This window comes from Polaromonas glacialis (assembly GCF_000709345.1).
Lineage (GTDB): Bacteria > Pseudomonadota > Gammaproteobacteria > Burkholderiales > Burkholderiaceae_C > Polaromonas > Polaromonas glacialis.
The window spans coordinates 2541539-2566800 of the sequence record NZ_KL448323.1; the positions used below are offsets into that span (position 1 = coordinate 2541539).

25 protein-coding genes are annotated in these 25262 nt (G+C 62.1%); 12 read left to right on the forward strand and 13 right to left on the reverse strand.

Translation table 11 applies throughout. From position 1 onward, the window contains the following. Positions 1 to 125 precede the first annotated feature (125 nt). Positions 126 to 887, forward strand: a complete 762-nt coding sequence (gene yihA, locus EC86_RS0112530) for a ribosome biogenesis GTP-binding protein YihA/YsxC (RefSeq protein WP_051675877.1) — start codon at positions 126 to 128, stop codon at positions 885 to 887. A gap of 105 nt (positions 888 to 992) precedes the next feature. Continuing rightward, positions 993 to 1904 carry an alpha/beta fold hydrolase gene (locus tag EC86_RS0112535; RefSeq protein WP_029525981.1) on the forward strand — a complete coding sequence of 304 codons (912 nt, stop codon included), beginning with the start codon at positions 993 to 995 and terminating at the stop codon, positions 1902 to 1904. 111 nt (positions 1905 to 2015) lie between these two features. Here the strand turns inward: EC86_RS0112535 and EC86_RS0112540 are convergent, their stop codons facing one another. Next, positions 2016 to 2879, reverse strand: coding sequence for an LpxL/LpxP family acyltransferase (locus EC86_RS0112540; RefSeq protein WP_029525983.1), 864 nt, complete (start codon positions 2877 to 2879; stop codon positions 2016 to 2018). A gap of 29 nt (positions 2880 to 2908) precedes the next feature. After that, on the reverse strand, positions 2909 to 3766 hold the full coding sequence (locus EC86_RS0112545; RefSeq protein WP_029525984.1) for a lysophospholipid acyltransferase family protein: 858 nt from the start codon (positions 3764 to 3766) through the stop codon (positions 2909 to 2911). A 169-nt stretch (positions 3767 to 3935) separates the two neighbouring features. Between EC86_RS0112545 and metK the strand changes: the two genes are divergently transcribed. Together metK and tnpC are read left to right on the forward strand one after the other, a co-directional pair. Further along, a complete protein-coding gene (metK, locus tag EC86_RS0112550) occupies positions 3936 to 5123 on the forward strand; it encodes a methionine adenosyltransferase (RefSeq protein WP_029525985.1) in 1188 nt (395 codons plus the stop codon). Between the two features lie 147 nt (positions 5124 to 5270). Continuing rightward, positions 5271 to 6701, forward strand: coding sequence for an IS66 family transposase (gene tnpC, locus EC86_RS0112555; RefSeq protein ID WP_232229797.1), 1431 nt, complete (start codon positions 5271 to 5273; stop codon positions 6699 to 6701). A 93-nt stretch (positions 6702 to 6794) separates the two neighbouring features. Here the strand turns inward: tnpC and EC86_RS0112560 are convergent, their stop codons facing one another. The 3 genes from EC86_RS0112560 to EC86_RS0112570 form a co-directional block, all read right to left on the reverse strand. After that, positions 6795 to 7013 (reverse strand): hypothetical protein, encoded by a 219-nt coding sequence (locus tag EC86_RS0112560; RefSeq protein ID WP_029525986.1) that lies wholly within the window; start codon positions 7011 to 7013, stop codon positions 6795 to 6797. A gap of 12 nt (positions 7014 to 7025) precedes the next feature. After that, positions 7026 to 7235 (reverse strand): hypothetical protein, encoded by a 210-nt coding sequence (locus tag EC86_RS28825; RefSeq protein WP_156955309.1) that lies wholly within the window; start codon positions 7233 to 7235, stop codon positions 7026 to 7028. 143 nt (positions 7236 to 7378) lie between these two features. Beyond that, positions 7379 to 8068, reverse strand: a complete 690-nt coding sequence (locus EC86_RS0112570) for a hypothetical protein (protein ID WP_029525987.1) — start codon at positions 8066 to 8068, stop codon at positions 7379 to 7381. Positions 8069 to 8397: 329 nt separating this feature from the next. Here EC86_RS0112570 and groES point away from each other — a divergent pair, with 329 nt between their 5' ends. Together groES and groL are read left to right on the forward strand one after the other, a co-directional pair. After that, positions 8398 to 8688: a co-chaperone GroES gene (groES, locus tag EC86_RS0112575; protein WP_011800072.1), complete on the forward strand. Its 291-nt coding sequence runs from the start codon at positions 8398 to 8400 to the stop codon at positions 8686 to 8688. A gap of 100 nt (positions 8689 to 8788) precedes the next feature. Next, entirely contained in the window at positions 8789 to 10438 is a 1650-nt protein-coding gene (gene groL / locus EC86_RS0112580; RefSeq protein ID WP_029525988.1) for a chaperonin GroEL, read from the forward strand. A gap of 77 nt (positions 10439 to 10515) precedes the next feature. Here the strand turns inward: groL and EC86_RS0112585 are convergent, their stop codons facing one another. After that, positions 10516 to 11994: a sensor histidine kinase gene (locus EC86_RS0112585; protein WP_232229877.1), complete on the reverse strand. Its 1479-nt coding sequence runs from the start codon at positions 11992 to 11994 to the stop codon at positions 10516 to 10518. Continuing rightward, a complete protein-coding gene (locus tag EC86_RS0112590) occupies positions 11991 to 12716 on the reverse strand; it encodes a response regulator transcription factor (protein WP_029525990.1) in 726 nt (241 codons plus the stop codon). Before EC86_RS0112590 ends, EC86_RS0112585 begins: the two co-directional genes overlap by 4 nt. Before the next feature lie 98 nt (positions 12717 to 12814). On the opposite strand from EC86_RS0112590, the gene EC86_RS0112595 reads away from it, so the two are divergent. The 4 genes from EC86_RS0112595 (at position 12815) to EC86_RS0112610 (ending at position 15942) form a co-directional block, all read left to right on the forward strand. Further along, positions 12815 to 13444 (forward strand): cytochrome b/b6 domain-containing protein, encoded by a 630-nt coding sequence (locus tag EC86_RS0112595; protein ID WP_029525991.1) that lies wholly within the window; start codon positions 12815 to 12817, stop codon positions 13442 to 13444. After that, entirely contained in the window at positions 13441 to 14232 is a 792-nt protein-coding gene (locus tag EC86_RS0112600; protein ID WP_029525993.1) for a molybdopterin-binding protein, read from the forward strand. The genes EC86_RS0112595 and EC86_RS0112600 overlap by 4 nt, the downstream gene beginning before the upstream one ends. Before the next feature lie 87 nt (positions 14233 to 14319). Next, the gene (locus EC86_RS0112605; RefSeq protein ID WP_029525994.1) at positions 14320 to 14604 is read left to right on the forward strand and encodes a pentapeptide MXKDX repeat protein; all 285 of its coding nucleotides are present in this window, start codon (positions 14320 to 14322) and stop codon (positions 14602 to 14604) included. Between the two features lie 30 nt (positions 14605 to 14634). Beyond that, complete coding sequence (locus tag EC86_RS0112610; RefSeq protein ID WP_029525995.1) at positions 14635 to 15942, forward strand: cytochrome c biogenesis protein DipZ; 1308 nt, start codon at positions 14635 to 14637, stop codon at positions 15940 to 15942. A gap of 305 nt (positions 15943 to 16247) precedes the next feature. On the opposite strand, the gene EC86_RS0112615 is transcribed toward EC86_RS0112610, so the two are convergent. From EC86_RS0112615 to tal, 5 genes are all read right to left on the reverse strand, one after another. Further along, the gene (locus EC86_RS0112615) at positions 16248 to 16577 is read right to left on the reverse strand and encodes a DUF805 domain-containing protein (RefSeq protein ID WP_029525996.1); all 330 of its coding nucleotides are present in this window, start codon (positions 16575 to 16577) and stop codon (positions 16248 to 16250) included. Between the two features lie 80 nt (positions 16578 to 16657). After that, complete coding sequence (locus tag EC86_RS0112620; RefSeq protein ID WP_029525998.1) at positions 16658 to 17899, reverse strand: SGNH/GDSL hydrolase family protein; 1242 nt, start codon at positions 17897 to 17899, stop codon at positions 16658 to 16660. Positions 17900 to 18107: 208 nt separating this feature from the next. Next, on the reverse strand, positions 18108 to 18731 hold the full coding sequence (locus EC86_RS0112625; protein ID WP_029525999.1) for an HAD family hydrolase: 624 nt from the start codon (positions 18729 to 18731) through the stop codon (positions 18108 to 18110). Further along, positions 18728 to 20398, reverse strand: a complete 1671-nt coding sequence (gene pgi / locus EC86_RS0112630) for a glucose-6-phosphate isomerase (protein ID WP_029526000.1) — start codon at positions 20396 to 20398, stop codon at positions 18728 to 18730. The genes EC86_RS0112625 and pgi overlap by 4 nt, the downstream gene beginning before the upstream one ends. A gap of 16 nt (positions 20399 to 20414) precedes the next feature. Continuing rightward, positions 20415 to 21362 (reverse strand): transaldolase, encoded by a 948-nt coding sequence (gene tal, locus EC86_RS0112635; protein ID WP_029526001.1) that lies wholly within the window; start codon positions 21360 to 21362, stop codon positions 20415 to 20417. A gap of 150 nt (positions 21363 to 21512) precedes the next feature. Here tal and zwf point away from each other — a divergent pair, with 150 nt between their 5' ends. Both zwf and EC86_RS0112645 read left to right on the forward strand, forming a co-directional pair. Then, positions 21513 to 22979: a glucose-6-phosphate dehydrogenase gene (zwf, locus tag EC86_RS0112640; RefSeq protein WP_029526002.1), complete on the forward strand. Its 1467-nt coding sequence runs from the start codon at positions 21513 to 21515 to the stop codon at positions 22977 to 22979. Between the two features lies 1 nt (position 22980). Next, entirely contained in the window at positions 22981 to 23826 is an 846-nt protein-coding gene (locus EC86_RS0112645) for a MurR/RpiR family transcriptional regulator (RefSeq protein WP_029526003.1), read from the forward strand. Positions 23827 to 23939: 113 nt separating this feature from the next. Here EC86_RS0112645 and EC86_RS0112650 read toward each other — a convergent pair whose 3' ends face one another. Continuing rightward, the gene (locus EC86_RS0112650; RefSeq protein ID WP_029526004.1) at positions 23940 to 25220 is read right to left on the reverse strand and encodes a M20 aminoacylase family protein; all 1281 of its coding nucleotides are present in this window, start codon (positions 25218 to 25220) and stop codon (positions 23940 to 23942) included. Positions 25221 to 25262 lie beyond the last annotated feature (42 nt).

Below are 25262 nucleotides of genomic sequence, written 5' to 3' on the forward strand. Positions count from 1 at the left end.
TATCGGGATTTGGAAAACGGCTATTGCCTGCCTTGCGAGCCAGCGCCTGCTGCTCTGCACTTTTATTTTTCCCGGCCTGCCTTGCAACGGCAGCGCAGCCAACGACTTTCAGGGATCGCCCCATCATGACTTCTTCAGCCTCATTGCCTCCTGCAGACGCCGCCAAGCCCGATCCCAAGATCGCCATGGGCTGGCTGCACACCGCCAAATTTTTAACGACCGCGCCCGAACTCAAGCACCTGCCGCGCATCGAGGTGCCCGAAATCGCCTTCGTGGGCCGCTCCAACGCCGGCAAATCGACCTGCATCAACACCCTGACGCAGCAGCACCGGCTGGCGTTTGCCTCGAAGACACCGGGGCGCACGCAAAGCATCAACCTGTTTTCGCTGGGCAAGCAGGGCGTGACCGACGCGGTGCTGGCCGACCTGCCGGGCTACGGCTATGCCGCCGTTCCCAAGGAAGCCAAATACCGCTGGCAGCAGGTGATGGGCAATTACCTGCAGACACGCGACAACCTCCAGGCCATCGTGCTGCTGTGCGACCCGCGCCTGGGCCTGACGGAACTCGACGAAGTGCTGCTCGACGTGATCCGGCCGCGCGTCGAGGAAGGGTTGAAGTTCCTGGTGCTGCTGACCAAGTCCGACAAGCTCAACAAGACCGATGCCGCCAAGGCGCTGCAGATCGTCAAGCTGCAGGCGGGCGGCGGCGACGTGAAGCTGTTTTCATCGCTGAAACGCCAGGGCGTCGAGGAAGTGGCCCAGCATCTGTGGGACTGGGCGCATCCGAAGGAAAAGCCGGTCAAGGCGCCCAAGCCAGCGCCAGCGTCGCAAGACGGCCGGGAATCAGACCCGGAAGCGTCCATACCGCCAGCGGCTGATCAGGCCTGATCGCCCGGGAAGTCAGCCGGAACGGCCAGCGACTTCAATTTTAAGAAAATAATAGCTTTCTCGCTTATCCAGCATGCGCAAGCAGCTATTAATAAGGTAGCAATCATGATTCAAACCGGTTTGTGCGCCCTGCCCCACGGCATCACCCTTTCATGCCGTTTCGCAGGCGCCAGGGGCCGGCCGGTGCTGATGTTCCTGCACGGGTTTCCGGAAGCGGCCTTTGTCTGGGACGGCTTCCTGGCGCATTTCGCGCGCCCCGAAAACGGCGGCTTTCGCTGCATCGCCCCCAACCTGCGCGGCTATGAGCAGTCCAGCGCACCCGCCGACGTGGCCGACTACCGGCCGCGCCACCTGATGCAGGACATTGCCGCGCTGATCGAACACGAAGGCGGCCCGCTGGCGTGTTTAATTGCGCACGACTGGGGCGGCGCCGTGGCCTGGAACCTGGCTGCCAGCGCGCCGGGCTGCATGGAAAAGCTCGCCATCATCAATTCGCCGCATCCCGGCACCTTTTTGCGCGAGCTGCAGCATTCGCCGGCGCAGCAGTCCGCCAGCGCCTACATGAACTTCCTGATCCGCCCGGATGCCGAAGCGCTGCTGGCCGAGGACGACTTTCGCCGCCTGTGGGAATTTTTCAGCAGCATGGGCGCGGTCGATGGCCCGCACGCCTGGCTGACCGACGCTGTCAAGGCGCAATACCGCGAGGTCTGGCGCGCCGGGCTGAGCGGGCCGCTCAACTACTACCGCGCTTCCCCGCTGCGCCCGCCCCGACCCGGCCCGCCGCACCACGATCCGGCGGCGGCCGCCGTGATGATTGCGCCCGAGAAGCTGAAAGTCAATGTGCCGACACTGGTCGTCTGGGCCATGGACGACACCGCCCTGCCCCCGGCCCTGCTCGACGGACTCGAAGACTTCGTGCCGCGAATGCGGCTGCACCGTGTCGAGGGCGCCACCCACTGGATCGTGCATGAGCAGCCCGAGCGGGTCATCGGCTACCTGCAGGAATTTCTTCGCTGAACCATGGATTGCATGCAAATTGCTATTAAAAAAATAGCAATAGATACAGGACTGTAAAGCGAAAAAGCACTAAAAGGCTTGAAAAACTAGCCGCGATGGCCCGATGTTCGCTCAGTAAAGCGAAGGCTCGCCTTCAGGCCGTGTCTTGAAGCGTTTATGCACCCAGTAATACTGCGCCGGCATGGTGGCGATGTAATCCTGCAGCCGCGCATTCATCAGCGCGGTGTCGGCCACCGGGTCGCCGCTGGGGAAATCGTTCCAGGCCGGCAGTACCTGAACCTCGTAGCCAGTGGCCGTCAGGCGTGGCAGCAATGGCACGACCTTGGCCCGTCCCAGGCGGGCAAAGCGCGACAGCGACGGGACGGTGGCGGTCGTGACGCCGTAAAACGGCACGAACACCGACTCGTCCGGGCCGAAATCCATGTCAGGCAGCAAATACAGCGGCTGGCCTTCGCGCAGCGCAGCGACGATGGGCTTGACGCCCTCGATACGGCCGAACAGCCGCAAATGGCCAAAGCGCTGGCGGCCCTGCAAGATCCACTGGTCAACCAACTTGTTCGACTGGTCGGTGTAGATAGTCGTAGAGGGCCGGGGCATGCTTAGCGCCGTTGCCGCCCAAGCCGCATCCAGGCCGATGAAATGCGGCAGAAAAATCACCGTTGGGTCGGTGCCCGCCAGCTCCTCGATGACGCCGGTCAGGCGGACACGCCGCCGCACGCATGCTTCAGGCGCATGCCACAGCCAGGCGCGGTCCAGCCAGGCCTGCGAGAAACAGACAAAGGTCTCGATGGCCAGCTTGCGCCGCTCAGCCATTGAAAGCGCCGGAAAGCACACCGAAAAATTCGCATGCACGACCCGCCGGCGAGCGCCGATCAAGCCATACAGCACCCAGCCCAGCACCGTTCCCAGGGCGCGCACGGCCGGCAGCGGCAGCCAGGCCAGCGCTTTCATGAAGGCAATGCCGGCCCGCGTCATCGCATGACCAAGCGAGGGACGGAAATTTTTCAAGCGGCTTCCTTGCGCGGCGTCTTGTAGCGCGCATAGCCCCACAGGTATTGGCCGGGCTGGCTGAGCACGATGGCCTCGATCGCCTGGTTGATGCGCGTGACCACCTGCAGCATGTCGGCTCTTTCGCCTTTTTCGCCCGCGTCCAGACCAGTCACGGCCGGCCAGATTTTCAGGAAATAGCCCCGGCCCCGGGGCAGGCGCTCGCAGCTGACCGGCAGCAGCGCCGCGCCGGTTTGCAGGGCCAGCCGGGCGGCCAGCGTCATGGTGTAGGCCGGCTTGCCGAAAAACGGCGCCCAGACGCCCCAGCCCTCGGGCGGCACCTGGTCGGTCAGCATGGCAACCGCCTGGTTGGCCTTCAGGGTCTTGTGCATCAGCCGGATGCCGCTCAGGCTGGCCGGCACCACGGTGAGGTTCTGGCGGTCGCGGGCAAAACTTTCAAGGCGGGCCAGCCAGGCCTTGCGGGCCGGCCGGTAAATCGCCGTGATCGGACCGTACAGTTCGGCCAGCGCCTGCGGCCCCAGTTCGAAGCTGCCGCAGTGCGGTCCGAAAAAAATCACACCTCGGCCCTGCGCAAACGCCTGCTCGGCATTCGCCCGGCCTTCGACGCGGACATTGCCCAGGCAAGACTGCGAACGCGGCCGCATCCACAGCTTGGGCAACTCGCCGACAAATCGTCCGGCCTCGGCAATCGCCGGACGCGCGGCAGCAAACGGCAGGCCGGCCTGCGCCACGTTGGCCCGGAACTGGACGCGGTAACGGGCACTGAGCAGCCAGACCATCCAGCCCAGCCCGGCGCCCAGGATGTGCAGCACCGACAAGGGCCAGCGCGAGAAAAAACGGAATAACCAGAGCATGAAAAGGGTGCTAAAGGACTAATGAAGCCAAAAAAGGCAGCGTCTTATAATTGCGACTGTCGCCGAGTTACTGAACAACTTGCAGGGCGACGTTAAACCAAACTGCTAAAGCGTTCGCCAAAGCACTTCCTGCTGGCAACGCGCCAACAAAACTTATGGAGTGTACGCAATGGCGAACGATTTTCTCTTTACTTCCGAATCCGTCTCCGAAGGCCATCCCGACAAGGTCGCCGACCAGATTTCAGATGCCATTCTGGACGCGGTTTTCAAACAAGACCCGCATGCCCGCGTCGCTGCCGAGACGCTGACCAACACCGGCCTGGTCGTGCTGGCCGGCGAAATCACGGCGCGCCAGGACGTGAATGTGGACTACATCCAGGTCGCGCGCGACACGCTCAAGCGCATCGGCTACGACAACACCGAATACGGCATCGACTACAAAGGCTGCGCGGTCATGGTCTGCTACGACAAGCAGAGCAAGGACATTGCCCAGGGCGTTGACCACGCCAGCGACGACCACCTGAACATCGGCGCGGGCGACCAGGGCCTGATGTTTGGCTACGCCTGCGACGAAACGCCCGAGCTGATGCCCGCGCCGATTTACTACGCACACCGCCTGGTCGAGCGCCAGTCGCAACTGCGCAAGGACGGCCGCCTGCCGTTTTTGCGGCCCGACGCCAAGAGCCAGGTGACGATGCGCTATGTCGATGGCAAGCCGCACAGCATCGACACCGTGGTGCTGTCCACCCAGCACAGCCCCGACCAGAGCGAGACGCCGCACAAGATGAAGGCCTCGTTCATCGAAGCCGTCATCGAGGAAATCATCAAGCCGGTGCTGCCCAAGGAATGGCTGCAGAACACCCGCTACCTGATCAACCCGACCGGCCGCTTTGTCATCGGCGGGCCGCAAGGCGACTGCGGCCTGACCGGGCGCAAGATCATCGTTGACACCTACGGCGGCGCCTGCCCGCACGGCGGCGGCGCGTTCAGCGGCAAGGACCCGAGCAAGGTGGACCGCTCGGCGGCCTATGCGGCGCGCTACGTGGCCAAGAACATCGTCGCCGCCGGCCTGGCCCGGCAGTGCCAGATCCAGGTGGCCTATGCGATTGGCGTGGCCAAGCCGATGAACGTGACGGTCTATACCGAAGGCACCGGCGTGATTCCGGACAGCCAGATCGCCGAGCTGATCAACGCGCATTTCGACCTGCGCCCGAACGGCATCATCCAGATGCTCGACCTGCTGCGGCCGATCTATGAAAAGACCGCCGCCTACGGCCACTTTGGCCGCGACGAGCCTGAATTCACCTGGGAACGCACCGACAAGGCAGCGCTCTTGCGCAGCGCGGCCGGACTGTAGCGCGATTCCCTGCGGCCGGTACCTGTCGGGACTGGCCACAGGAAGGCAGCGGATCAGCTGCTTGCGATCCTCGGTGATCGTTCAAAAAGCGTGACTGTTCAGCCCTCCTGAATTGCAGCCCAAGGGGTTTATGTCAAACTTGAAGCCGTGCAAGAACCAGACGCTACTGCCGACCTGACGCTCCAGGCCATGAACGAGAAAGCCCAAGCGCTGCAAGGGCAAGTGCAGGCGCTCACGAGCGAAGTCGAAAGACTGCGTTTGCGCATCAAGGAGCTCGAAGGCCAGGCATCGAAGAACAGCAAGAACTCGAGCAAGCCGCCATCTTCGGACGGCTTGAAAAAGACGACCTCGCTGCGCGTGGCCTCGGGCAGGAAGCCGGGCGGTCAGGCCGGGCACGCGGGCAAGACGTTGGAGCAAACAGACAGGCCAGACATCGTCATCCGGCATGCGCTGCCCGAGCGCTGCGATGCCTGCCAGGCGACGCTGTCCAATAGTGATGCGCAAGTTCACCGGCGCGGCCAGGTGTTTGACATCCCGGCCGTGCGTTTTGAGGTGGTGGAGTTCCAGACGCTGCAACTGCGCTGCCCGTGCGGCAAGCTCCACGAGAACGAGTTTGCGCCCGAAGTGTGTGAAGTCGCGCAATACGGCCCGAACGTGCGGGCGCTGGCGGTGCACCTGACGCAGGGCCAGTTGCTGCCTTTCGCGCGGGCGGGCGAACTCATCAAGGACCTGTATGGACTGGACATCTCGCCGGCCACGCTGGTGCAGTGGGTGCACGAGGCCGCGCAGGCGCTGGTGCCCACGGTGCAGGCCATCGTGCAAAGCGTGCAGGCCGCAGCGGTGGTGCATGTCGATGAATCGGGCCTGCGCGTAGCGTCTTGCCTGCAGTGGCTGCATACGGCCGCCACGGCCACCCACACTTGGTACGGCGTGCATCCCAAGCGGGGCATGCAAGCAATAGCCGACCATGGGGTGCTGCCCAACTACGCGGGCACGCTGGTGCACGACTGCTGGGCGCCCTACTGGAGCCTGGAGTGCGCGCACTCGCTGTGCGGCGCACACTTACTGCGCGAGCTGATTTATCAAAAAGAGACCACTGCGCAAGCGTGGCCCCAGGGCCTTATCGAGTTGTTGCTGGCCGCTGACCAAGCCTGCAAGGCGGCGCGTCAGACCGATACGGCACTACAGGCTGTGCAGGTCGAGGTCTTTGCCAGCCAATACCGCGCCTTGGTGCAGGAAGGCCAGGCGCAAAACCTGCCAGCGGCCAAGGCGCTAGGACAACGTGGCCGGGCCAAGCAGTCAGGTGCCTTCAACCTGCTGCGCCGGCTGTTGGAGCGAGAGCAGGAGGTACTGCGCTTCATGCGCGATTTGGGTGTGCCCTTTACCAACAACCTGGCCGAGCGCGCCATTCGCATGCCAAAGGTCAAGCAGAGAATTTCAGGCTGCTTTCGTACCTTGCCGGGCGCGCAGAATTTCTGCACCATCCGCTCCTATCTGGACACCGCGCGCAAGCAAGGCTTTGGCATGCTTCACGCCATGCGCGCCGTCTTCTCGGGACAGGCCCTGGCGCTCGCGTAGGCTGAACAGTCACCAAAAAGCAGCGATTTTGTTGCCGGCTTGTTTCTGGCCACGCAGGGCTTGGGGAATGATCAGGGCGATGAGCCGCTGGCGCTAGCCGCGGGTGTAAGGCGACTTCGGAATGAACTTGCTTTTGGTTCCCTGGAGTTCGTCGGCCGGTTGTGCATCGGGCTGGGGGACAGGAATCGTCTTGTTGGTTCCTTCAAGCCCGAAATCCTTGCCCTTGCGCTTCGGCCCGGAACCGGCCTTGGTGGAAGATTTTGGGGCGCCATGCGGATCGTCAGCAATCGGCGAGTCAGGCGTTCGGGTCATGGCCACGCTCCCTCAGGTAATGAAATGACTGCTTTCCTTGCGCGCCAGCGGCAGCCTGTCAGCCACTGGCGACTGGATCGCGCTGCTGTTTCCTTCCACGGTAAACGGCCAGCGGTTCGGCCGTTTGCCAACGCCAAGGCCTGGCCTTTCGCTGCACACGGGCATATCGCGCACGGAGATCGACACACTGGAATCGGTAAGGCATGAACTATCTTTGGGCATGGTGCTTTCTTGCGCAACAGTCAATAGAAGTTCACTTTAAGGTTGCCCTTGCCTGTCCTGTATCGGAATCAAAGGAAACGCACGTAGGACATGGAGCAAGACGGGCTAATCCATTTCTTAGAGAAGCCACGATATCTGCCAGCTTACTGCCCGGAAATCACAGCTCCGGCGCCCGCGTACTTGAGCTGCACAAAGTCCGGTGCATAGTCGATATGCACACCTTCGGCATCGGCAAGCGCTTGCACATCAGCCCATTGCAGGCAACGATAAGTCGGCATCCGGTTGCCCAGGGCGGCCAGGTCATTTGGCGCGGCGGCCGCTATCGTGATGCGCAGCCGGGTGTCGCCTGCGCCGCCTTCCACGCTGACCACCACACAGGCCGGTTGCTCTACCGCATCGGTCAGGGTGATCAGGCTGGCGGTGAACACGCTGCGAAGCATGCCCTTGGGCAGTTTGGCGACGGCCTCTGTCGCCTGGTTGTCCAGGGAAAAACCGCGAAAGGAAAGCTCGGTCGCCATCAGGCCCAGGGATTCCTCGACCGCGCTGTTCACCGCGATCAGCTCGTTGTCCCTGGGCGCCAGCCAGGTCATCAGGTTCAGGGACGTGGCGGCGGCTTCGCGCGACAAGGTGGTGAGGGCCTGGGTGTTCTTGGCCAGCTGGGCCATGTCGGGCGCGGCGGCCTTGATCCGCCTTTCCAGCATGGCCGACATCATGCCGATGGGCTGAAGCGTACCGGCGAGGTTGTGGCGGATGGCTGGCAGCAGCCGGCGCATGAGCGCATAGCGGGCCGCCTCGGCAAGACGCTCTTTCAGATGAGGAATTTCGCTGGACATAAAGGAAAGGCAGAGGGTTTCAATAAATCAGGAATCAGGGATCAGCGCGGGCAGGAATGCAATAGCGCAACCGCACGACAAAGCCGCCTCGGCAGCAGGCAGTACCGGACAAATAATAGCAGCGGCCGGTGGCCTGGCTACTCGCCTGATCACAGGCCGACACATCAATTAAACAGGCAGCCCTTGAAAACTGGCACGATTGCCCCTATTATTAGCACTCGATGGTATGGAGTGCTAACAACATGACACACCACCCAATCGACAGGTAGCCGCCTTTTTGCGGCTGCGCTTGAATTTCAAAACTATTGTTACAAAACAAGGAGCTTTTCATGAATCTTCGTCCTTTGCACGACCGCGTGATTGTCAAACGCGTGGAAAACGAAACCAAAACCGCCTCCGGCATCGTGATTCCGGACAGCGCCGCTGAAAAGCCAGATCAGGGCGAAGTGCTGGCCGTCGGTCCAGGCAAGAAAAATGACAAGGGCGAACTCGGTGCGATGGCTGTCAAGGTCGGCGACCGTGTCTTGTTCGGCAAGTACAGCGGCCAGACCGTCAAGGTCGATGGCGACGAACTGCTGGTCATGAAGGAAGAAGACCTGTTCGCAGTGGTCGAGAAGTAATTCACCCGCTCCAATATTGCTACTTATTTAATAGCTGCCCATACACGCTGGACGTGCGCAAGCAGCTTATTTCATTCATAAATCTTAAGGAATACGAATCATGGCAGCAAAAGACGTAGTTTTCGGCGGCGAAGCCCGCGCACGCATGGTTGAAGGCGTGAACATTCTGGCCAATGCGGTCAAGGTCACGCTCGGCCCCAAGGGCCGCAATGTGGTGCTGGAGCGCTCGTTCGGCGCCCCCACGGTGACCAAGGACGGTGTGTCCGTCGCCAAGGAAATCGAACTTAAGGACAAGCTTCAGAACATGGGCGCGCAGATGGTCAAGGAAGTTGCTTCCAAGACGTCCGACATCGCTGGCGACGGCACCACCACCGCCACCGTGCTGGCACAAGCCATCGTTCACGAAGGCATGAAGTACGTGGCCGCCGGCATGAACCCGATGGACCTGAAGCGCGGTATCGACAAGGCGGTTGCTGCCCTGGTCGAAGAACTGAAGAAGGCTTCCAAGGCCACCACCACCTCCAAGGAAATCGCGCAAGTCGGCTCCATCTCGGCCAACTCTGACGAAACCATCGGCAAGATCATTGCCGATGCGATGGACAAGGTCGGCAAGGAAGGCGTGATCACCGTTGAAGACGGAAAGTCGCTCGACTCCGAACTCGACGTGGTCGAAGGCATGCAGTTTGACCGCGGCTACCTCTCGCCTTACTTCATCAACAACCCTGAAAAGCAGTCCGCCCTGCTGGACAACCCGTTTGTTCTGCTCTACGACAAGAAGATCAGCAACATCCGTGACCTGCTGCCTACCCTGGAACAAGTCGCCAAGGCTGGCCGTCCACTGTTGATCATTGCCGAAGAAGTCGAGGGCGAAGCCCTGGCTACCTTGGTCGTGAACACGCTGCGCGGCATCCTGAAGGTCGTGGCTGTCAAGGCCCCGGGCTTCGGCGACCGCCGCAAGGCCATGCTCGAAGACATCGCTGTCCTGACCGGCGGCAAGGTCATCGCTGAAGAAGTGGGCATGTCGCTCGAAAAAGTGACGCTGGCTGACCTCGGCCAGGCCAAGCGCATCGAAGTGGGCAAGGAAAACACCATCATCATCGACGGTTCCGGCGAAGCTGGCGACATCGAAGCCCGCGTCAAGCAGGTTCGCGTCCAGATCGAAGAAGCCACCAGCGACTACGACCGTGAAAAACTGCAAGAGCGCGTGGCCAAGCTGGCCGGCGGTGTTGCCGTGATCAAGGTGGGCGCTGCCACCGAAGTCGAGATGAAGGAAAAGAAAGCCCGCGTTGAAGACGCACTGCACGCGACCCGCGCTGCCGTCGAAGAAGGCATCGTGGCTGGCGGCGGCGTGGCATTGCTGCGCGCCAAGCAGACCGCTGGCGTCATCAAGGGTGACAACGCTGACCAGGACGCCGGCATCAAGCTGGTGCTGCGCGCCATCGAAGCCCCATTGCGCGAAATCGTTTACAACGCAGGCGGCGAAGCCTCTGTGGTGGTGAACGCCGTGCTGGCCGGAACCGGCAACTACGGCTTCAACGCCGCCAACGACACCTACGGCGACATGATCGAAATGGGTATCCTGGACCCCACGAAAGTGACCCGCACCGCGCTGCAGAACGCCGCTTCCGTCGCATCGCTGATGCTGACGACCGAAGCCATGGTCTGCGAGTCCGCCAAGGACGACGCACCTGCCGGCGGCATGGGCGGCGGCATGGGTGGAATGGGCGGCATGGGCGACATGGGCATGTAATGTCCGGCCTGGCCAGGCTTTGATCCTGGCCATCCAGCCCGCCAAAAGCCCCGCAGCGCCAAGCTGCGGGGCTTTTTTTATGCCAGCTGAAAAGAAAACACGGCGCCCTTTTCAGCGCGCTGCAGCAGCGCAATGTCGCTGCCATGGAGTTGCAAAATACGTTTGACAATCACCAGCCCGAGTCCGCCGGCCCGCCCGCCCGCCGACGTAAACATCGGACGCATAAAGAGCCCCTGGTGCAGTTCGTCCGGAATGCCCGGCCCCGTGTCGCTGACTTCAACCCGCACACCTTTCCCTTCGGCACGCAACTGCACCACGATTTCACCGCCCTCGGGCGTATGGCGTATGGCGTTGTCCAGCAGATTGGTGAGCACCCGCTCGATCAGGCCAAAATCAGCCGTGACCGCCGGCAAGCCCGGCGCGATATCAGCCACCAGCCGCTGACGCCGAGCCTCTGAAGCCAACCCGAACTTCTGAAAGACATCCTGAATCAGATCGGCCAGCGCGAAGCTTTCCATCTCCGGCTGGACCACCCCGTACTCCAGCCGGGCCAGTTCAAACAGTTCTTGCGCCAGGCGCCCGACCTTGCGGCTCTGGCCGAGTGCTATCTCAAGATAGCGGCGGCGGTCAGCTTCTCCCAGCGTGTCGGCCTTTATCAGCAAGGTTTCAAGATAGCCATGCAGGGAAGTGAGCGGTGTGCGAAGGTCATGCGATATGTTGGCGAACAGTTCACGTCGCTGCTGATCCTGAGCCGTCAATTCGTGCCACTGCTCGGCGATACGCTGGGTCATCCCCGCAAAAGATTTGCCCAAGGTGGAAATTTCGTCGCTGCCTTCGCACGCTTGCGCCAGCGCGGGTGCAGCGCCATCCAGCGCCGCCAGACCATCGGTTTGCAGGTGGCGCACTGCATCCGATAGCTGGCGCAAGGGACGCGTGATCAGGTGAAAAGCCGCCAGCCCCGCCAGCAAGCCCAGCAGCGTCACCAGCCCCATGGACCAGAGCGTTGAACGCAGCACGCTGTCGGCCGACAGCTTGGCAGCCAGGGTGTCGCGCTCTTCGCCGAACAACACGACATAGACATAACCTGCATTACGCCCATTCACTTTGAGCGGCGCAGCGCTGAATACTTTTCGCGAACCAGGGCTGCGCGGATCGTCGCCAAAAACCGGCAATGGCGCGCCGGCCAGCAGGCGCAGCACAGGCGCCATATCGACTCGGCCCCGTTTCAGATGCCCAGGCGGTGCGGCCTGCGCCTGAATACGCCCATCAGGCGCCAGCAGATAGACCTCAACGCTGGGATTGACCGCCATCAGCTTGTCAAACAGGTCACGCACTGCGACCTCGTTTAGACCTCCCTGCTCTATCAAAGTCGAGTTTTCGGCAATGTGCGCAGCCAGGCCCATGGAAAGGCGCTGGGTCAATTCTTCTTCATACTGACTATGGGCTCTGGTCTGCAGCCAGACCGACGCGCCGCAACAAGCCAGCAGCAACACGGTAAAAACGACAGACAAACGCTGGGAAAGTGAAAGGCCGCCAAGCTTCATGGCGGTTTTCATGATGCCGTCGCGGATGGGGTGTCAGCCACCAGCTTGTAACCGCGCCCCCATACCGTGAGAATGCGACGGGGTTCCGCTACATTGGCTTCTACCTTGATACGCAGGCGGTTGATGTGGGTGTTGACCGTATGTTCATAGCCATCGTGCTGATAGCCCCAGACCTGGTTGAGCAGGTCGAGCCGCGAAAAGACCCGTCCCGGGTGACGTGCAAAAAAATACAGCAGATCGAACTCACGGGGCGTGAGTTCGATCGGCTTGCCGTCCACCTCTACCGCACGTTCGAGCGGGTCGATGCAGAGGTTGCCAAAATCGATGCGGCCCGATCCTGCACGCGCAATGCGGGCCATGGCGTCCGTGCGCCGCAACAGCGCACGCACACGCGCAACGAGTTCCAGTAAGGAAAAAGGCTTGGTAAGGTAATCGTCTGCACCCAGTTCCAGTCCCAGGATACGGTGTACTTCACTGGAGCGGGCGCTGGTGATGATGATGGGCGTGTAGCGCGTCATCGCGCGGGCGCGGCGGCAGATTTCCAGGCCATCGACGCCTGGAAGCATGACATCGAGCACCAGGGCATCCCAGTGACCGCCCTCCAGCTCACGCAAGCCCGCATGCCCGTCAGCCGCATGAACCACCGTAAAACCCTCGTCGCACAGGTGCATGCGCAAAAGTTCGGCAATGTGGGGGTCATCCTCAACAATCAAAACGCGTTTGGCAGGGTCCATAACCGGAAATTATCACGGCATCCACGTTTTTTAGTCATCACGATTAATTGAACATTTGGTGATGAATCCGCCATGGAACCCGCCGAATAATCGGCCCCATGAAACCAAACATCAATGCAGCAGACAGGGCGCCCATCCACCCGCTGTGGATGCGCATCACCCATTGGCTCAACGCCCTTGCGGTGCTGGTGATGGTGGCAAGCGGCTGGCGCATCTATAACGCGTCGCCGTTTTTCCCTTTCAGTATTCCGTCCGAACTGACTCTGGGCGGCTGGCTCGGCGGCGCTTTGCAGTGGCATTTTGCCGCCATGTGGCTGCTGGCCGCCAATGGCCTTGCCTACCTGATGCTGAACATTGCAAGCGGCCGCCTGTTCCGCAAATTTTTTCCATTGTCGGTGTCGGCCATCGTGCGCGACGCCCTCGCCGCACTGCATGGCCACCTTTCGCATGCCGACCCGCGCCAGTACAACAGCGTGCAGCGCTTTGCCTACCTGTTCGTGATGCTTGACATCGTGCTGCTGGTGCTGTCGGGACTGGTGCTGTGGAAGTCGGTCCAGTTCGGCTTCCTGCGCGAGCTGCTGGGCGGCTATGAATTTGCCCGCCGGATTCACTTTTTTGCCATGGCCGCCCTGGTTGCTTTTATTGCCGTGCATCTGGTCATGGTGGCGCTGGTTCCCCGAACGCTGCTCACCATGCTGAGCAGCGGCCGCACACGAAAGACGGTATGAAAATCATTCAACGCCCACCCCTTGCCGGCATCGACAGCGATGCCGCCCTGGCCGAAGCACGCAAACTGATCGGCAGGCGCATCGAGCAGCCGGCGCGCCGTGCGTTCTTGCAGCGTTCGCTGACGCTGGGCGGCCTGTCGCTGCTGAGCGGCTGCAGCATCACCGACAACGACAGTGTTGAAGTGGCGCTGACGCGAATGTCGCGCTTCAATGACACGGTGCAAGGCTGGATTTTCGACCCCAGGCAGCTGGCGCCTACGTATCCGGAATCCATGATCACGCGGCCTTTCCCCTTCAATGCCTACTACAGCGAAGACGAGGTGCGTGAAGTTGACGAGGCCAGCTATAAGCTTGAAGTCACCGGCCTGGTGGCCGACAGGCGCAGTTGGACGCTGGCTGAACTTCGCGCCCTGCCCCAGCAGGACCAGGTCACGCGGCACATCTGCGTCGAGGGCTGGAGCGCCATCGGCAAATGGGGCGGCATTCACTTTGCCTCTTTTTTAAAGCGCATTGGCGCCGACACCAGTGCGAAGTACATCGGCTTCAAATGCGCCGACGATTATTTCACCAGCATCGACATGCCGACCGCCTTGCACCCGCAGACGCTGCTCACGCTGAGCTACGACGGGCAACCCCTGCCGCCAAAATACGGCTTCCCGATGAAGCTGCGCATGCCGACCAAGCTGGGCTACAAAAATCCGAAATACATCAAGGCGATGTTCGTCACCAACACCTACCCTGGCGGCTATTGGGAAGACCAGGGCTACAACTGGTTCGGCGGCAGTTGAGCACTTTGAAGGCTCAACACTGTTGATACGTGCGGCACGCGTTCATCCCGGACGCGGCCATCTGAAAACGACTCTTAAGGAACTGAAATGAACAAGCTCTCTGCAACCCTCCTGGCCACCTGCATGATCATCGCCTCCGTTTCGGCCTTTGCCGCGGACGAGATGAAAAAAGATGCCATGGGCAAAGACGCCATGACGAAGGATTCGATGAGCAAGGATCACATGGCCAAGGACTCGATGGCCAAGGATCACATGGCCAAGGACAACATGAAGAAAGGCGCCATGAAAAAGGACACCATGGCTAAGGATGCCATGGGCAAGGACGCCATGTCCAAAGATGACGCCATGAAAAAAGACGAAATGAAAAAGTGATTTCGACAGCGCTCTGACCCAAGGTTCCACATGATTTTCTACCTCCTGTCGTATCTTGGCGGCGCGCTGACTATCCTTGCGCCCTGCATACTGCCGGTACTGCCCTTTGTTTTCGCACGGGTTGACCGGCCCTTCATGAAAAGCGGCCTGCCCTTGCTGGGTGGAATGGCATTGACTTTCGCGGCGGTGGGAACACTGGCCGCCGTTGCGGGTAACTGGGCCGTGCAAGCCAACCAGTACGGCCGACTGGCCGCGCTGGCACTGCTCTCGCTCATGGGCCTGGCATTGATTGCGCCGCTTTGGGCAGAACGGTTGGGGCGGCCAGTCGTGGCGCTGGGTTCGCGCTTTTCCAGCGCGGCATCGAAAGCCGGCGGCAGCGCGGAAAACTCCGTGCTACCGGCATTTTTTACAGGCATGGCCACCGGCCTCCTCTGGGCCCCGTGCGCGGGCCCCATCCTCGGCCTGATCCTGACCGGCGCGGCGATCGAAGGCCCGAGCCTGCGCACTTCCCTGCTGCTGCTGGCCTATGCGGCTGGCGCCGTGAGTTCACTGGCGCTGGCGCTGCTTGCCGGCAACCAGGTCTTCAGCACCCTCAAGCGCTCGCTCGGCATGGGCGAGTGGGTTCGCAAGGGGCTGGGCGTGGCAGTGATCGCAGGGGTGACGGCAGTAGCGCTGGGCCTGGACACCGGCTTGCTGGCGCAACTCCCGTCGGGCAGCGGCGCATCGGTAGAAAAAAGCCTGTTTCAATGGCTGGCACCGCGGCCAGAAGAACATATCCCGATGGCTGCCATTGGTTCGCAAAAGCAGGGTGGCGCCGACGCCGGCCGGTTCATCAAGGTTCAGGCGCGCCAGACCTTGCCACCGCTCAACTTGCTTGTGGAAGGCAAGATGCCACCGATCAGCGGCGCTGTCGAGTGGCTCAATTCGCCACCTCTCACAGCGGAAGAACTGCGCGGCAAAGTGGTGCTGATCGATTTCTGGACTTTTGGCTGCATCAACTGCCGCAATGCCCTGCCTTATGTGCGGGAGTGGCACCGCAAGTACAAAGACCAGGGGTTGGTCGTGATCGGGGTGCATTCCCCTGAGTTTGCTTACGAGAAAAACATCAGCAATGTGAAGCGCGCACTCGGTGATCTGGGTATTGTGTTTCCGGTCGCGGTTGACAACAACTTTGCGATCTGGCGCGCGTTCAACAACAAGTATTGGCCAGCGCATTATTTCGTCGATGCCCAAGGCCGAATTCGCTTTCATCACTTTGGCGAAGGCGAGTACGAAAAATCAGAACAAGTCATCCAGCAGCTACTGGAAGAAGCCCGAAAGCAGGCAAAACCGGTGTGACGCCCTTTGCGTACCTTCTGGATTCCCGCCTGCGGGAATGACGGCGTGGCTTGAACTTTGCGCGCCATACATGGCGACGTTTGCAAGTCAGGGAGGCACCGCTCTGACCAGCAAACAAATTTTTCAGCATAAAAAATGCCGTTTTCGCATGCTGTATATGTGCAATCAGCTATTTATTCAATAGCAAAAAAGCTGAATTTCCTGCATGCTGCAATTGCCAGTCAAACGGGTTTTGCTCTAAAGACAGGGCCACAGCGAGCAAGCGTTGGGGCCCTTTTTTTAGGGATGGCCGAAAACCGAAAACGTCAGGCCAGGTTGGAGCCGTAGCTGCTGACGTTATCTTCCGTGGGTTGGACCCACCAGTAAATCAGCACAAGGAATCCGATTCCCGAGATCATCAGGAGCTGCCACCAGCCGCTCTTGCCAATGTCGTGAAGCCGGCGTGCGCCGACTGCCAGCGCCGGCAGCAGCAGGGCCAGGCTGACCAGGCCGCTCAGTTTTTCACTGAGCATGGACGCCGCCGCCGATGCCAGCACCTGAAACAGAAAAAACCACCAGAATTCCGACCGCGAGGCGCGCCCCGAAAACGTTGCATAGTTGCTCAGGCAGCTGGAAATGGCTTGGCCAAAATTCATGGATTTTTCCTCAGGATGGATGCGGGGCAATTCCCCGCGCGATGATATGCCAGACCACAGGAGGCGCCGCCTGCCAATCCTTACAGCCAGCCCTTGCCAGCCATTTCCTTCGCGACATAGACCGCCACCAGCGAATAGCCGAACGGCGTCAGATGGCCCGAGTTGTCCGCGAACAAATATTTGTCAACGTTGCCGGGCGCCAGATTGGACCGGTTGCAAATGAGCGAGAAGCCCAGCGGATTTTTCGCCGGGCTCAAATCACAGGCGGGGCTGCTCACGTTGAGCAAGCCATACGACCCCAGGTTGACAATCAGGTCGCGGCTGAACGTGTACAAATCCAGGTACAGGACGCTGGCGCTGTCACTCACGCCGGATTTCAATTGCGCGTTGAACGCGGTCACCATGCTGGTGATCAAGGCTTGCGTGTCCTTGCCGGCGGCAACCGCTTCAAGCGACTGGCTGGCATCCGGCAAATTGAGGACCACGACATATTTGGCGCCTTTGCCGGCCACCTGCGACTTCACATAGCCCGCCAGCTCTGCGCCGGCCACCCCCATGGCTGCAACCACCGCAGGCGTGTTGGCTTGCACATGGGCGCCAGCCGCCGCCGCACCGACGCTTGCCGACAAGCTGGCGATGGCGGCCGCCTGGCAATTGCTGCCCAGCGCATCGGCCGGCACGCAGGCGCCCGACTGGATGTCGGCGGCAATCTGGCCCGCCACCGCCACCGTCACGGCAGCGGTTGCCGCCACCGTGGCGCCTGCCGTCAAGCCAGCCAGCTGCATCGTCAGGTCGTTGCCGCCTGTCGCCACAAAAACGACTTCATCGCCCTTGAAGCTGCCGCCAACCGCTGCCAGGTGGTTTTGAATCTGCTGCACGACGGGCACCGTCAATTGACCCAATTCCCCGCCCCCGGCGGCCCCCAGCAACTTGTTGCGCGGCCCGACCGGATCGGTGACCCGCGCGCCGCCCTGCGCGTACGAGGTGCAACCGGGATGATTGACCACCGGCACGCTGAATCCCAGCGCGGCCGAGCCGTCCAGGCCGGTTTGCGCGGCACAGGGGGCGGGCAATCCGAATTTCTCCGCCATCAGCTCGGTCCAGTTCTTCGCCGCATTCCTGCCGTCCGCACCGACATCGTTGATGGTGTATTTCCCGCCCTTGAGCGCGGCAACCTGGCCCACCGCATAGCTGCCTACATCGCTCAAGCTGTCGCCGAACGACACCTGCGAGCTGAACTTGATTTTGGTGGTGTTGTCACTGCCGCCGCAACCGGCGAGCGTCGCGGCAAGCACCAAGGCCGCCAGTTTGAATGAATGCATGCACGTCCCCTTCAGGCAGCTTCTTTGTAGGGGTTCTTCGTGGATTCCATGTCATTTTTTGTTAACTGTCGCAGAACCTGGTGATTCTTACGCTTTTGCAACATCGTCACGGACAGGGCTGGCCTCGCCTGTGGGGTCAGCGAACAGATGCACCCTCGAACCCGGCGGCCTGCGCATGGGCGGCCGGGCCATGGCGACACACAAAGCGCTACCAGCCCAATTTGTTCATCAGCTGGCCCGGCAGCTGCTGCGGCGCTTCGCAGTGGATCGTCTGCCATCCCAGCGCATCGGCCGCCTGCACATTGGTCAGGCTGTCATCAATGAACAGGGTGTCAGCGCCCGCCAGCCGGTAGCGCGACGCCAGCAGCCTGAAAATCGCCGGGTCCGGCTTGCCCAGCTTCACATCGCTTGAAAAAATACCGCCGTCGAACCACTGCAGAAAAGCGTGGCGCCGTTCCAGCGCGCGGGCAAAGGGCTCGGGCATATTGGACAGAAAATAAAGCCGGATGCCGCCCCGGCTGCCCTGGCGCTCGCGCAAGCCGGCCAGCAGTTCGATGTTGCAGGCAATCGGCGCCAGCCGCTCGCCAATCGGCGCCAGGGCGTCATGCAGCCTGTCTTCGGACAATTCCAGCCGCAAGGCAGTGCGGGAAACCACTTGGTCCAGCGTCACCGTGCCGTGGTCAAAACCGCGCCAGTCGGCATGGTCGAACAGGGAATGGGCCAGTTTTCGTGCCTGCCCGGGTGTGGCGCCCCGCTCGGGAAAATGCTGCGCCACCAGCTGCGCCGGCTGCCAGTCGAACAGCACCGCGCCAAAATCAAACACGATGTTCATGCGGGGCCGGACCCCAGCTTGCGCAGCAGGCCGGCGGTCGAGCCATCGAGTCCGGAAACATCGCCACTGAGCAGGCGCGGCTCGATGTCCCTGGCCAATACCTTGCCCAGCTCGACGCCCCACTGGTCAAAACTGTTGATGCCCCAGATCGCTCCGCTGACAAACACGCGGTGCTCCTGCAGCGCAATCAGCGCGCCCAGGCTGGCGGGCGTGAGCCGCTCCAGCAGCAAGAAGGTGCTGGGCCGGTTGCCGGGAAAATCGCGGTGGCCGCCGGAAAACATGCTGCCCCCGCGCTCGCCCACTGCGTGTGGCTCGCTGCCCCCCGAGGGGGCTGCGTTGCCTTGGGGCGGCCCGGCGGCGTCGCGCTTGCCGTGCATCAGCGCCTGCGCCTGCGCCAGCACGTTGGCCAGCAGCTTGCCGTGGTGGCCGGGCAGGTCATCCGGCGCATGCGCGGCTTGTTTGACCGCGACAAATTCAACCGGCACGACCGTCGTTCCCTGGTGCAGCATTTGAAAATAGGCATGCTGCCCGTTGGTGCCGGGCTCGCCCCACAGCACCGGCGAGGTGTCAAACGGCAAAGGCTGGCCGTCCTGGTCCACGCGCTTGCCGTTGCTTTCCATTTCCAGTTGCTGCAGATACGCCGGCCAGCGGCGCAGCGCGCTGCTGTAGGGCGCAATGCTGCGACTGGAAAAGCCGTGGAAGTTGCGGTACCAGACATCGAGCAGGCCCAGCCGCACCGGCAGATTGCCTTCCAGCGCAGCCGTGCGAAAGTGCTCGTCCATGGCGTGCGCGCCCGCCAGAAACTGCCTGAAACCAGCCGCGCCAATCGCAATGGCAATTGGCAGCCCGATGGCCGACCACAGCGAATAGCGCCCGCCCACCCAGTCCCAGAAACCGAAGGTGGTGGTGATGCCGAAGTCGTTCGCCGCCGCCACGTTGGTCGTCAGCGCGGCGAAATGCCTGGCGATGTCCTGCCCGCCCTGCGCCTCGAACCAGTCCTTGGCCGAATGCGCATTGGTCATGGTTTCGGTGGTGGTGAAGGTCTTGGACGCCACCAGGAACAGCGTGCCGGCGGGTTTGAGCTGCTTCAGCACACTGGCCAGCTCGTTGCCGTCGATGTTCGAGACAAAGTGAATCCGCTTGCCGGACGTGGCGAATTCAGCGAGCGCCAGCACCGCCATCTGCGGTCCCAGGTCCGAGCCGCCAATGCCGATGTTGACGATGTCGGTGATCGCCTCGTCGGCGCGCACCTGCTCCGCGTAGGCCAGCATGGCGTCCAGCGTCACTTCGACCTCGGCCTGCGCATCCGCTATTTTATTAATAGCAGCTTGCGCAGGCAGATACTGCGCAGAAGGCGGATTTCGCAATAAAAAGTGCATCACGGCACGGTTTTCGGTGCGGTTGATGCGTTCCCCGGCGAACATTGCGTCCCGCTGCTGCTCCAGTCCGCACTGCCGCGCCAGCGCCAGCAGCAGTGCCTGGCTGCCGGCATCGATCAGGTTTTTGGACAGGTCGGCAAACACATGCGGCGCGTCCTGGCTGAAGGCCTCGAAGCGGCCGGGGTCGCGCGCGAACGCGTCGCGCAGGTCAAAATTCCGGCCGCCGGCCTCAAGGCAGGCCGTGAGTTCACCCCAGGCCGGGGTCCGGTCGCAACGCACTGGTTTCATGTCAGCTTCCTTGGGTTCAGACAGCCTGCATCAGCTGCTCAAGCTTGATCGCATCAACGGCAAAGGCGCGGATGCCTTCGGCCAGCTTTTCCGTCGCCATGGCGTCTTCATTGAGCGCGTAGCGGAAGCGCGCTTCGTCAAAGTCCACCACCTCCAGGTCCAACGCATCGGCGGCGCCGGCATCCAGCGCGCGCGCCAGGGGCGCGTCGCTGGCGGCCAGCTGGGCGAGCAGTTCGGGGCTGATGGTCAGCAGGTCGCAACCGGCCAGCGCCGTGATCTGGCCGACGTTGCGAAAACTCGCGCCCATGACCTCGGTGGCAATGCCGAAATGCTTGTAGTAGTTGTAGATCTCGCGCACCGACTTCACGCCGGGGTCGTTGGCGCCGGCATTCGCGGCTTCAATCCAGCTGCTGCCGGCCGACTTCTTGTACCAGTCGTAGATCCGGCCGACGAAGGGGGAAATCAGCTGCACCCGGGCCTGGCCGCAGGCCACCGCCTGGCAGAAGGAAAACAGCAGCGTCAGGTTGGTATGGATGCCGCGCTGCTCCAGCAGCCGCGCCGCCTGAATGCCTTCCCAGGTGGCGGCGACCTTGATCAGCACCCGGTCGATGTGGATGCCCTCGGCCTGGTACAGCCCGATCAGGCGCTCGCCCCGCGCGACCGTGGCATAGGTGTCAAAGCTCAGGCGGGCATCGACTTCGGTCGAGACGCGGCCCGGGATGATGGACAAGATTTCGCAGCCAAAGCGCACCAAGAGCCGGTCCATGGTTTCGTCCAGCGCCCGGTCCTTGAAACGCGCCACCGTGCCGTGCATCAGCGGCGCGTAATCGGCTTTTTGCACCGCCTTGAGGATCAGCGATGGGTTGGTGGTGGCGTCCTGCGGCTTGAACCGGGCCAGCTGGTTGAAGTCGCCGGTATCGGCCACCACGGTCGTGAATTGTTTCAGTGCGTCGAGTTGGTTCATGGGCTTGGGGAGCGCCGGGCAAGGGCGCAAAGTGGATCAGGAAGCCCGGAAAACCCACCGTGCCAACACAGGGGTCGCAGCAGGTCACCGGGTGTAGTTACCATTATGCCCATAGAATGTGAAACTTTATTACCAGAACAAGTCCTTACCATGAGTTTTGACCTCATCCTGTTTGGCGGAACCGGCGACCTGGCGTGGCGCAAGATCATGCCCGCCCTGTTCCAGGCGTTTCGCCACGGCTCGCTGCCGGCCGACGGCCGCATCATTGGCGTGGCCCGCGACGACCTGTCGGACGACCAGTACCGCGCGCTCATCAAGTCACGCTTTGACCATGTCGAATTGTCCAAGCGGCCGAACGAAGAAGAATTCACGCGTTTTGCCCAGATGCTCGACTACCTGCGCATGGACCTGTCGAAACCGGACGACTATGCGCGCCTGGCGGACCGGCTCCAGCAGCGCCCAGCTGATGTGGTGGTGATGTACCTGGCGACCGCGCCCGGCCTGTTCACCACGGTCTGCGAACAGATCGCCGCTGCCGGCCTGAATGGCACGCAAACCCGCGTGGTGCTTGAAAAGCCGCTCGGCCATGACCTGGCGTCGAACCGCACCATCAACAGCACCGTTCGCAGCGTGCTGACCGAGCAGCAGATCTTCCGCATCGACCATTACCTGGGCAAGCCTTCGGTGCAGAACCTGTTTGCGCTGCGCTTTGGCAATTCGCTGTTCGAGCCGCTCTGGCGGCGCGAGTACATCGCCAACATCCAGATCACGATTGCCGAAGAACTCGGCGTGGAAAAACGCGGCGCTTTTTATGACAGCACCGGCGCGCTGCGCGACATGGTGCAAAACCATGCCCTGCAGCTGCTCTGCGCCGTGGGCATGGAGCCGCCCATCAATTCGCATGCCGACGCGATTCGCGACGAAAAACTCAAGGTGCTGCGCTCGCTCAAGCCCTGGACGCCCGAGACCCTGAGCCAGCATGCCATTCGCGGCCAATATGCCGCCGGAACCATCGACGGCGAGGCGGTTGAGGCTTATCGCAGCGCGCCGGGCGTGAACCCGGAAAGCCGCACCGAAACCTTTGTTGCCCTGCGCACCGAGATCGAAAACTGGCGCTGGGCCGGCGTACCGTTCTACATCCGCACCGGCAAGCGGCTGGCCGGCCGCGACGCGCACATCGAGGTCAACTTTCGACACACACCGCACGCGATTTTCAAATCGCGGCAGGACTGCAACACCGGCAACCGGCTGGTCATCGACCTGCAGCCCCGGGACGGCCTGGAGTTGCACCTGCTGGCGCAGGGCGCCGACCAGCGCCATCGCCGTGGCACCCCGACGCTGGAGCCGGTGCAACTCGACCTGGACTTCGACAAGCGTTTCGGCGCCGAGCGCGTCGGCGCCTACGAGCGCCTGCTGCTCGATGTGATTGACGGCCGGCTGAACCTGTTCGTGCGCAGCGACGAGCAGGAGGAAGCGTGGCGCTGGGTCGAGCCGATCCTGGACCGCTGGAGCCACGACCCGACCGGGCCGCGCCCCTATGCGGCAGGCACCTGGGGGCCAAGCGCAACGAGCGCGATGATCGCCAGGGATGGCTACTGCTGGAGCGAGGAACGCTAGCATGCTCGACCGAATCAAGGCCTCCCTGCCGTCGCTGGCCCCGGCGGAACAACGCGTGGCGCGTCTGGTGCTGGCCGACCCGCGCGCCTTTGCCAGCCTGCCGATCACCGAACTGGCGAGCCGCTCGCATGTCAGCAAGCCGACGGTGGTGCGCTTTTGCCGCAGCGTCGGCTACGACGGGCTGCTCGACTTCAAGCTCAAGCTGGCCGGCAGCGTCAGCGAAGGCGTGCCCTTCATTCACCGCAGCGTCGATGTGGACGACAAGACCGGCGACGTGATGGTCAAGGTGATCGACAACACCGTGGCGGCCTTCCTGAAATACCGCAATGACGCCAGCCCGGTGGCGATTGAAAAAGCCACGCTGGCGCTGCTGGCGGCCTACCACACCGGCAAGCGCATTGAATTTTTCGGCGCGGGCAACTCAGGCATCGTGGCGCAGGATGCGCAGCACAAGTTCTTCAGACTGGGCATCAACTGCATTGCCTACAGCGACGGCCACATGCAGGTCATGAGCGCGACGCTGCTCGGACCGGGCGACTGCGTGGTGGTGATTTCCAATTCGGGCCGCACCCGCGACCTGATGGACGCCTGCGACATCGCGCGCAAGAACGGCGCGACCACCATCGTCATCACCGCCACCGCCTCGCCGCTGGCTGCCGCCGGGCATATCCACCTGGCAGCCGACCATCCCGAAGGCTACGACCGCTACAGCCCGATGGTGTCGCGCCTGCTGCATCTGATGATCATCGACATCCTGGCCACCTGCGTGGCGCTGCGCATCGGCCCCAAGCTGCAGCCGCTGCTCAAGGAGATGAAGAACAATTTGCGTACCAAGCGCTACGCGTGAGCAGGCCTGTTGTTTAACGGCTCAGCGCATGGCCAGCGACTGTTTTAAACAAAAAACACCTTTAGCGCATATCCAGCATGCGCAAACAGCTATGTTTTCAGTAGCAAACGCTCTCAGCCCAACGGCATCGAACGCTCGACGATGCCGGCAAACAGCGCCGCACCCAGCGGCAGCACGCTGTCGTTGAAGTCGTAGCAGCTGTTGTGCAGAAAGCGGCTGCCCACGCCGCCCTGCCCGCCGGCAAGCTGCTCGCCCTGGCCCAGCCGCAGGTAGGCGCCGGGTTTTTCCTTGAGCATGAAGGAAAAATCCTCCGACCCCATGCTGGGCTCCAGGTTGCGCACCACGTTATCAAAGCCCACCAGTTGCTCGGCCACTGAAGTCGCCAGCTGGTATTCGGCCGGCGAGTTGATCGTGGCTGGATAGATGCGTTCGTAGTTCACCGTGGCCGTGGCGCCAAACCCGTCGGCCACCGCGGCGCAAAGCTGCTTCAAGCGCTGCTCGACAAAATCCTGCATCTCGGGCTTGAAGGTGCGAACCGTGCCGACCAGCGTGGCATGGCCGGGCACCACGCTCATCGCCGCCATGTCGCCGGCCTGCATGGCGCACAGGCTGATCACGACGTTGTCCATCGCCTTGACGTTGCGCGACACGATGCTTTGGACGGCAGTGATGATGTGCGCCGCCACCAGGATCGGATCGACGGTCAGGTAGGCATGGGCGCCATGGCCGCCCTTGCCGGTGATTTCGATGGTGATGCGGTCGGCCGCCGCCATCATCGGCCCGGAATTGATGCCGATGGTGCCGGGCCGCATGGCCGGCCAGTTGTGCATGGCGTAAATCGCATGGACCGGGAAGCGCTCGAACAATCCATCCTTGATCATGGCCTCGGCGCCGCCGCGCCCTTCTTCAGCTGGCTGAAAGACCAGCACGGCATCGCCCGCAAAATTCCGGGTTTCGGCCAGGTAGCGCGCCGCACCGACCAGCATGGTGGTGTGGCCGTCATGGCCGCAGCCATGCATCAGGCCGGGCTTGGCCGATTTCCAGCCGAATTCGTTGTACTCGGTCATGGGCAGCGCATCCATGTCGGCGCGCAAGCCAGTCATCGGCCTGAAATTCGGCTGAGTGGCGCGTGAAGCACGGCCGGACTGGCGGCCCTTGATGATCGCGACCACGCCGGTTTTTCCGATGCCGGTGTGTATTTCGTCCACCCCGCACAGCTTGAGCGCATGGGTCACGCGGCTGGCGGTGTAAACCTCCTCGAAACCCAGTTCCGGATGCGCATGCAGGTCCCGGCGGAAAGCGGTCAGTTCGGGATGGAACTGGGAAATTTGCGCAAAGGCCCGGCCGTTCGCCTGCAACAGGCGTGGCCGCCCCAGGGTTACCGAATCGCTCATGTCCGCTGACAGCGGCGACAGGGTTTTTTCAAGAAGAGCCGG

Coding starts and splice junctions, on each gene's coding strand:
- yihA (WP_051675877.1), top strand. CDS start 126: ATGACTTCTTCAGCCTCATTGCCTCCTGCAGACGCCGCCAAGCCCGAT.
- EC86_RS0112535 (WP_029525981.1), top strand. CDS start 993: ATGATTCAAACCGGTTTGTGCGCCCTGCCCCACGGCATCACCCTTTCA.
- EC86_RS0112540 (WP_029525983.1), bottom strand. CDS start 2,879: ATGACGCGGGCCGGCATTGCCTTCATGAAAGCGCTGGCCTGGCTGCCG.
- EC86_RS0112545 (WP_029525984.1), bottom strand. CDS start 3,766: ATGCTCTGGTTATTCCGTTTTTTCTCGCGCTGGCCCTTGTCGGTGCTG.
- metK (WP_029525985.1), top strand. CDS start 3,936: ATGGCGAACGATTTTCTCTTTACTTCCGAATCCGTCTCCGAAGGCCAT.
- EC86_RS0112560 (WP_029525986.1), bottom strand. CDS start 7,013: ATGACCCGAACGCCTGACTCGCCGATTGCTGACGATCCGCATGGCGCC.
- EC86_RS28825 (WP_156955309.1), bottom strand. CDS start 7,235: ATGCCCAAAGATAGTTCATGCCTTACCGATTCCAGTGTGTCGATCTCC.
- EC86_RS0112570 (WP_029525987.1), bottom strand. CDS start 8,068: ATGTCCAGCGAAATTCCTCATCTGAAAGAGCGTCTTGCCGAGGCGGCC.
- groES (WP_011800072.1), top strand. CDS start 8,398: ATGAATCTTCGTCCTTTGCACGACCGCGTGATTGTCAAACGCGTGGAA.
- groL (WP_029525988.1), top strand. CDS start 8,789: ATGGCAGCAAAAGACGTAGTTTTCGGCGGCGAAGCCCGCGCACGCATG.
- EC86_RS0112585 (WP_232229877.1), bottom strand. CDS start 11,994: ATGAAAACCGCCATGAAGCTTGGCGGCCTTTCACTTTCCCAGCGTTTG.
- EC86_RS0112590 (WP_029525990.1), bottom strand. CDS start 12,716: ATGGACCCTGCCAAACGCGTTTTGATTGTTGAGGATGACCCCCACATT.
- EC86_RS0112595 (WP_029525991.1), top strand. CDS start 12,815: ATGAAACCAAACATCAATGCAGCAGACAGGGCGCCCATCCACCCGCTG.
- EC86_RS0112600 (WP_029525993.1), top strand. CDS start 13,441: ATGAAAATCATTCAACGCCCACCCCTTGCCGGCATCGACAGCGATGCC.
- EC86_RS0112605 (WP_029525994.1), top strand. CDS start 14,320: ATGAACAAGCTCTCTGCAACCCTCCTGGCCACCTGCATGATCATCGCC.
- EC86_RS0112610 (WP_029525995.1), top strand. CDS start 14,635: ATGATTTTCTACCTCCTGTCGTATCTTGGCGGCGCGCTGACTATCCTT.
- EC86_RS0112615 (WP_029525996.1), bottom strand. CDS start 16,577: ATGAATTTTGGCCAAGCCATTTCCAGCTGCCTGAGCAACTATGCAACG.
- EC86_RS0112620 (WP_029525998.1), bottom strand. CDS start 17,899: ATGCATTCATTCAAACTGGCGGCCTTGGTGCTTGCCGCGACGCTCGCC.
- EC86_RS0112625 (WP_029525999.1), bottom strand. CDS start 18,731: ATGAACATCGTGTTTGATTTTGGCGCGGTGCTGTTCGACTGGCAGCCG.
- pgi (WP_029526000.1), bottom strand. CDS start 20,398: ATGAAACCAGTGCGTTGCGACCGGACCCCGGCCTGGGGTGAACTCACG.
- tal (WP_029526001.1), bottom strand. CDS start 21,362: ATGAACCAACTCGACGCACTGAAACAATTCACGACCGTGGTGGCCGAT.
- zwf (WP_029526002.1), top strand. CDS start 21,513: ATGAGTTTTGACCTCATCCTGTTTGGCGGAACCGGCGACCTGGCGTGG.
- EC86_RS0112645 (WP_029526003.1), top strand. CDS start 22,981: ATGCTCGACCGAATCAAGGCCTCCCTGCCGTCGCTGGCCCCGGCGGAA.
- EC86_RS0112650 (WP_029526004.1), bottom strand. CDS start 25,220: ATGAGCGATTCGGTAACCCTGGGGCGGCCACGCCTGTTGCAGGCGAAC.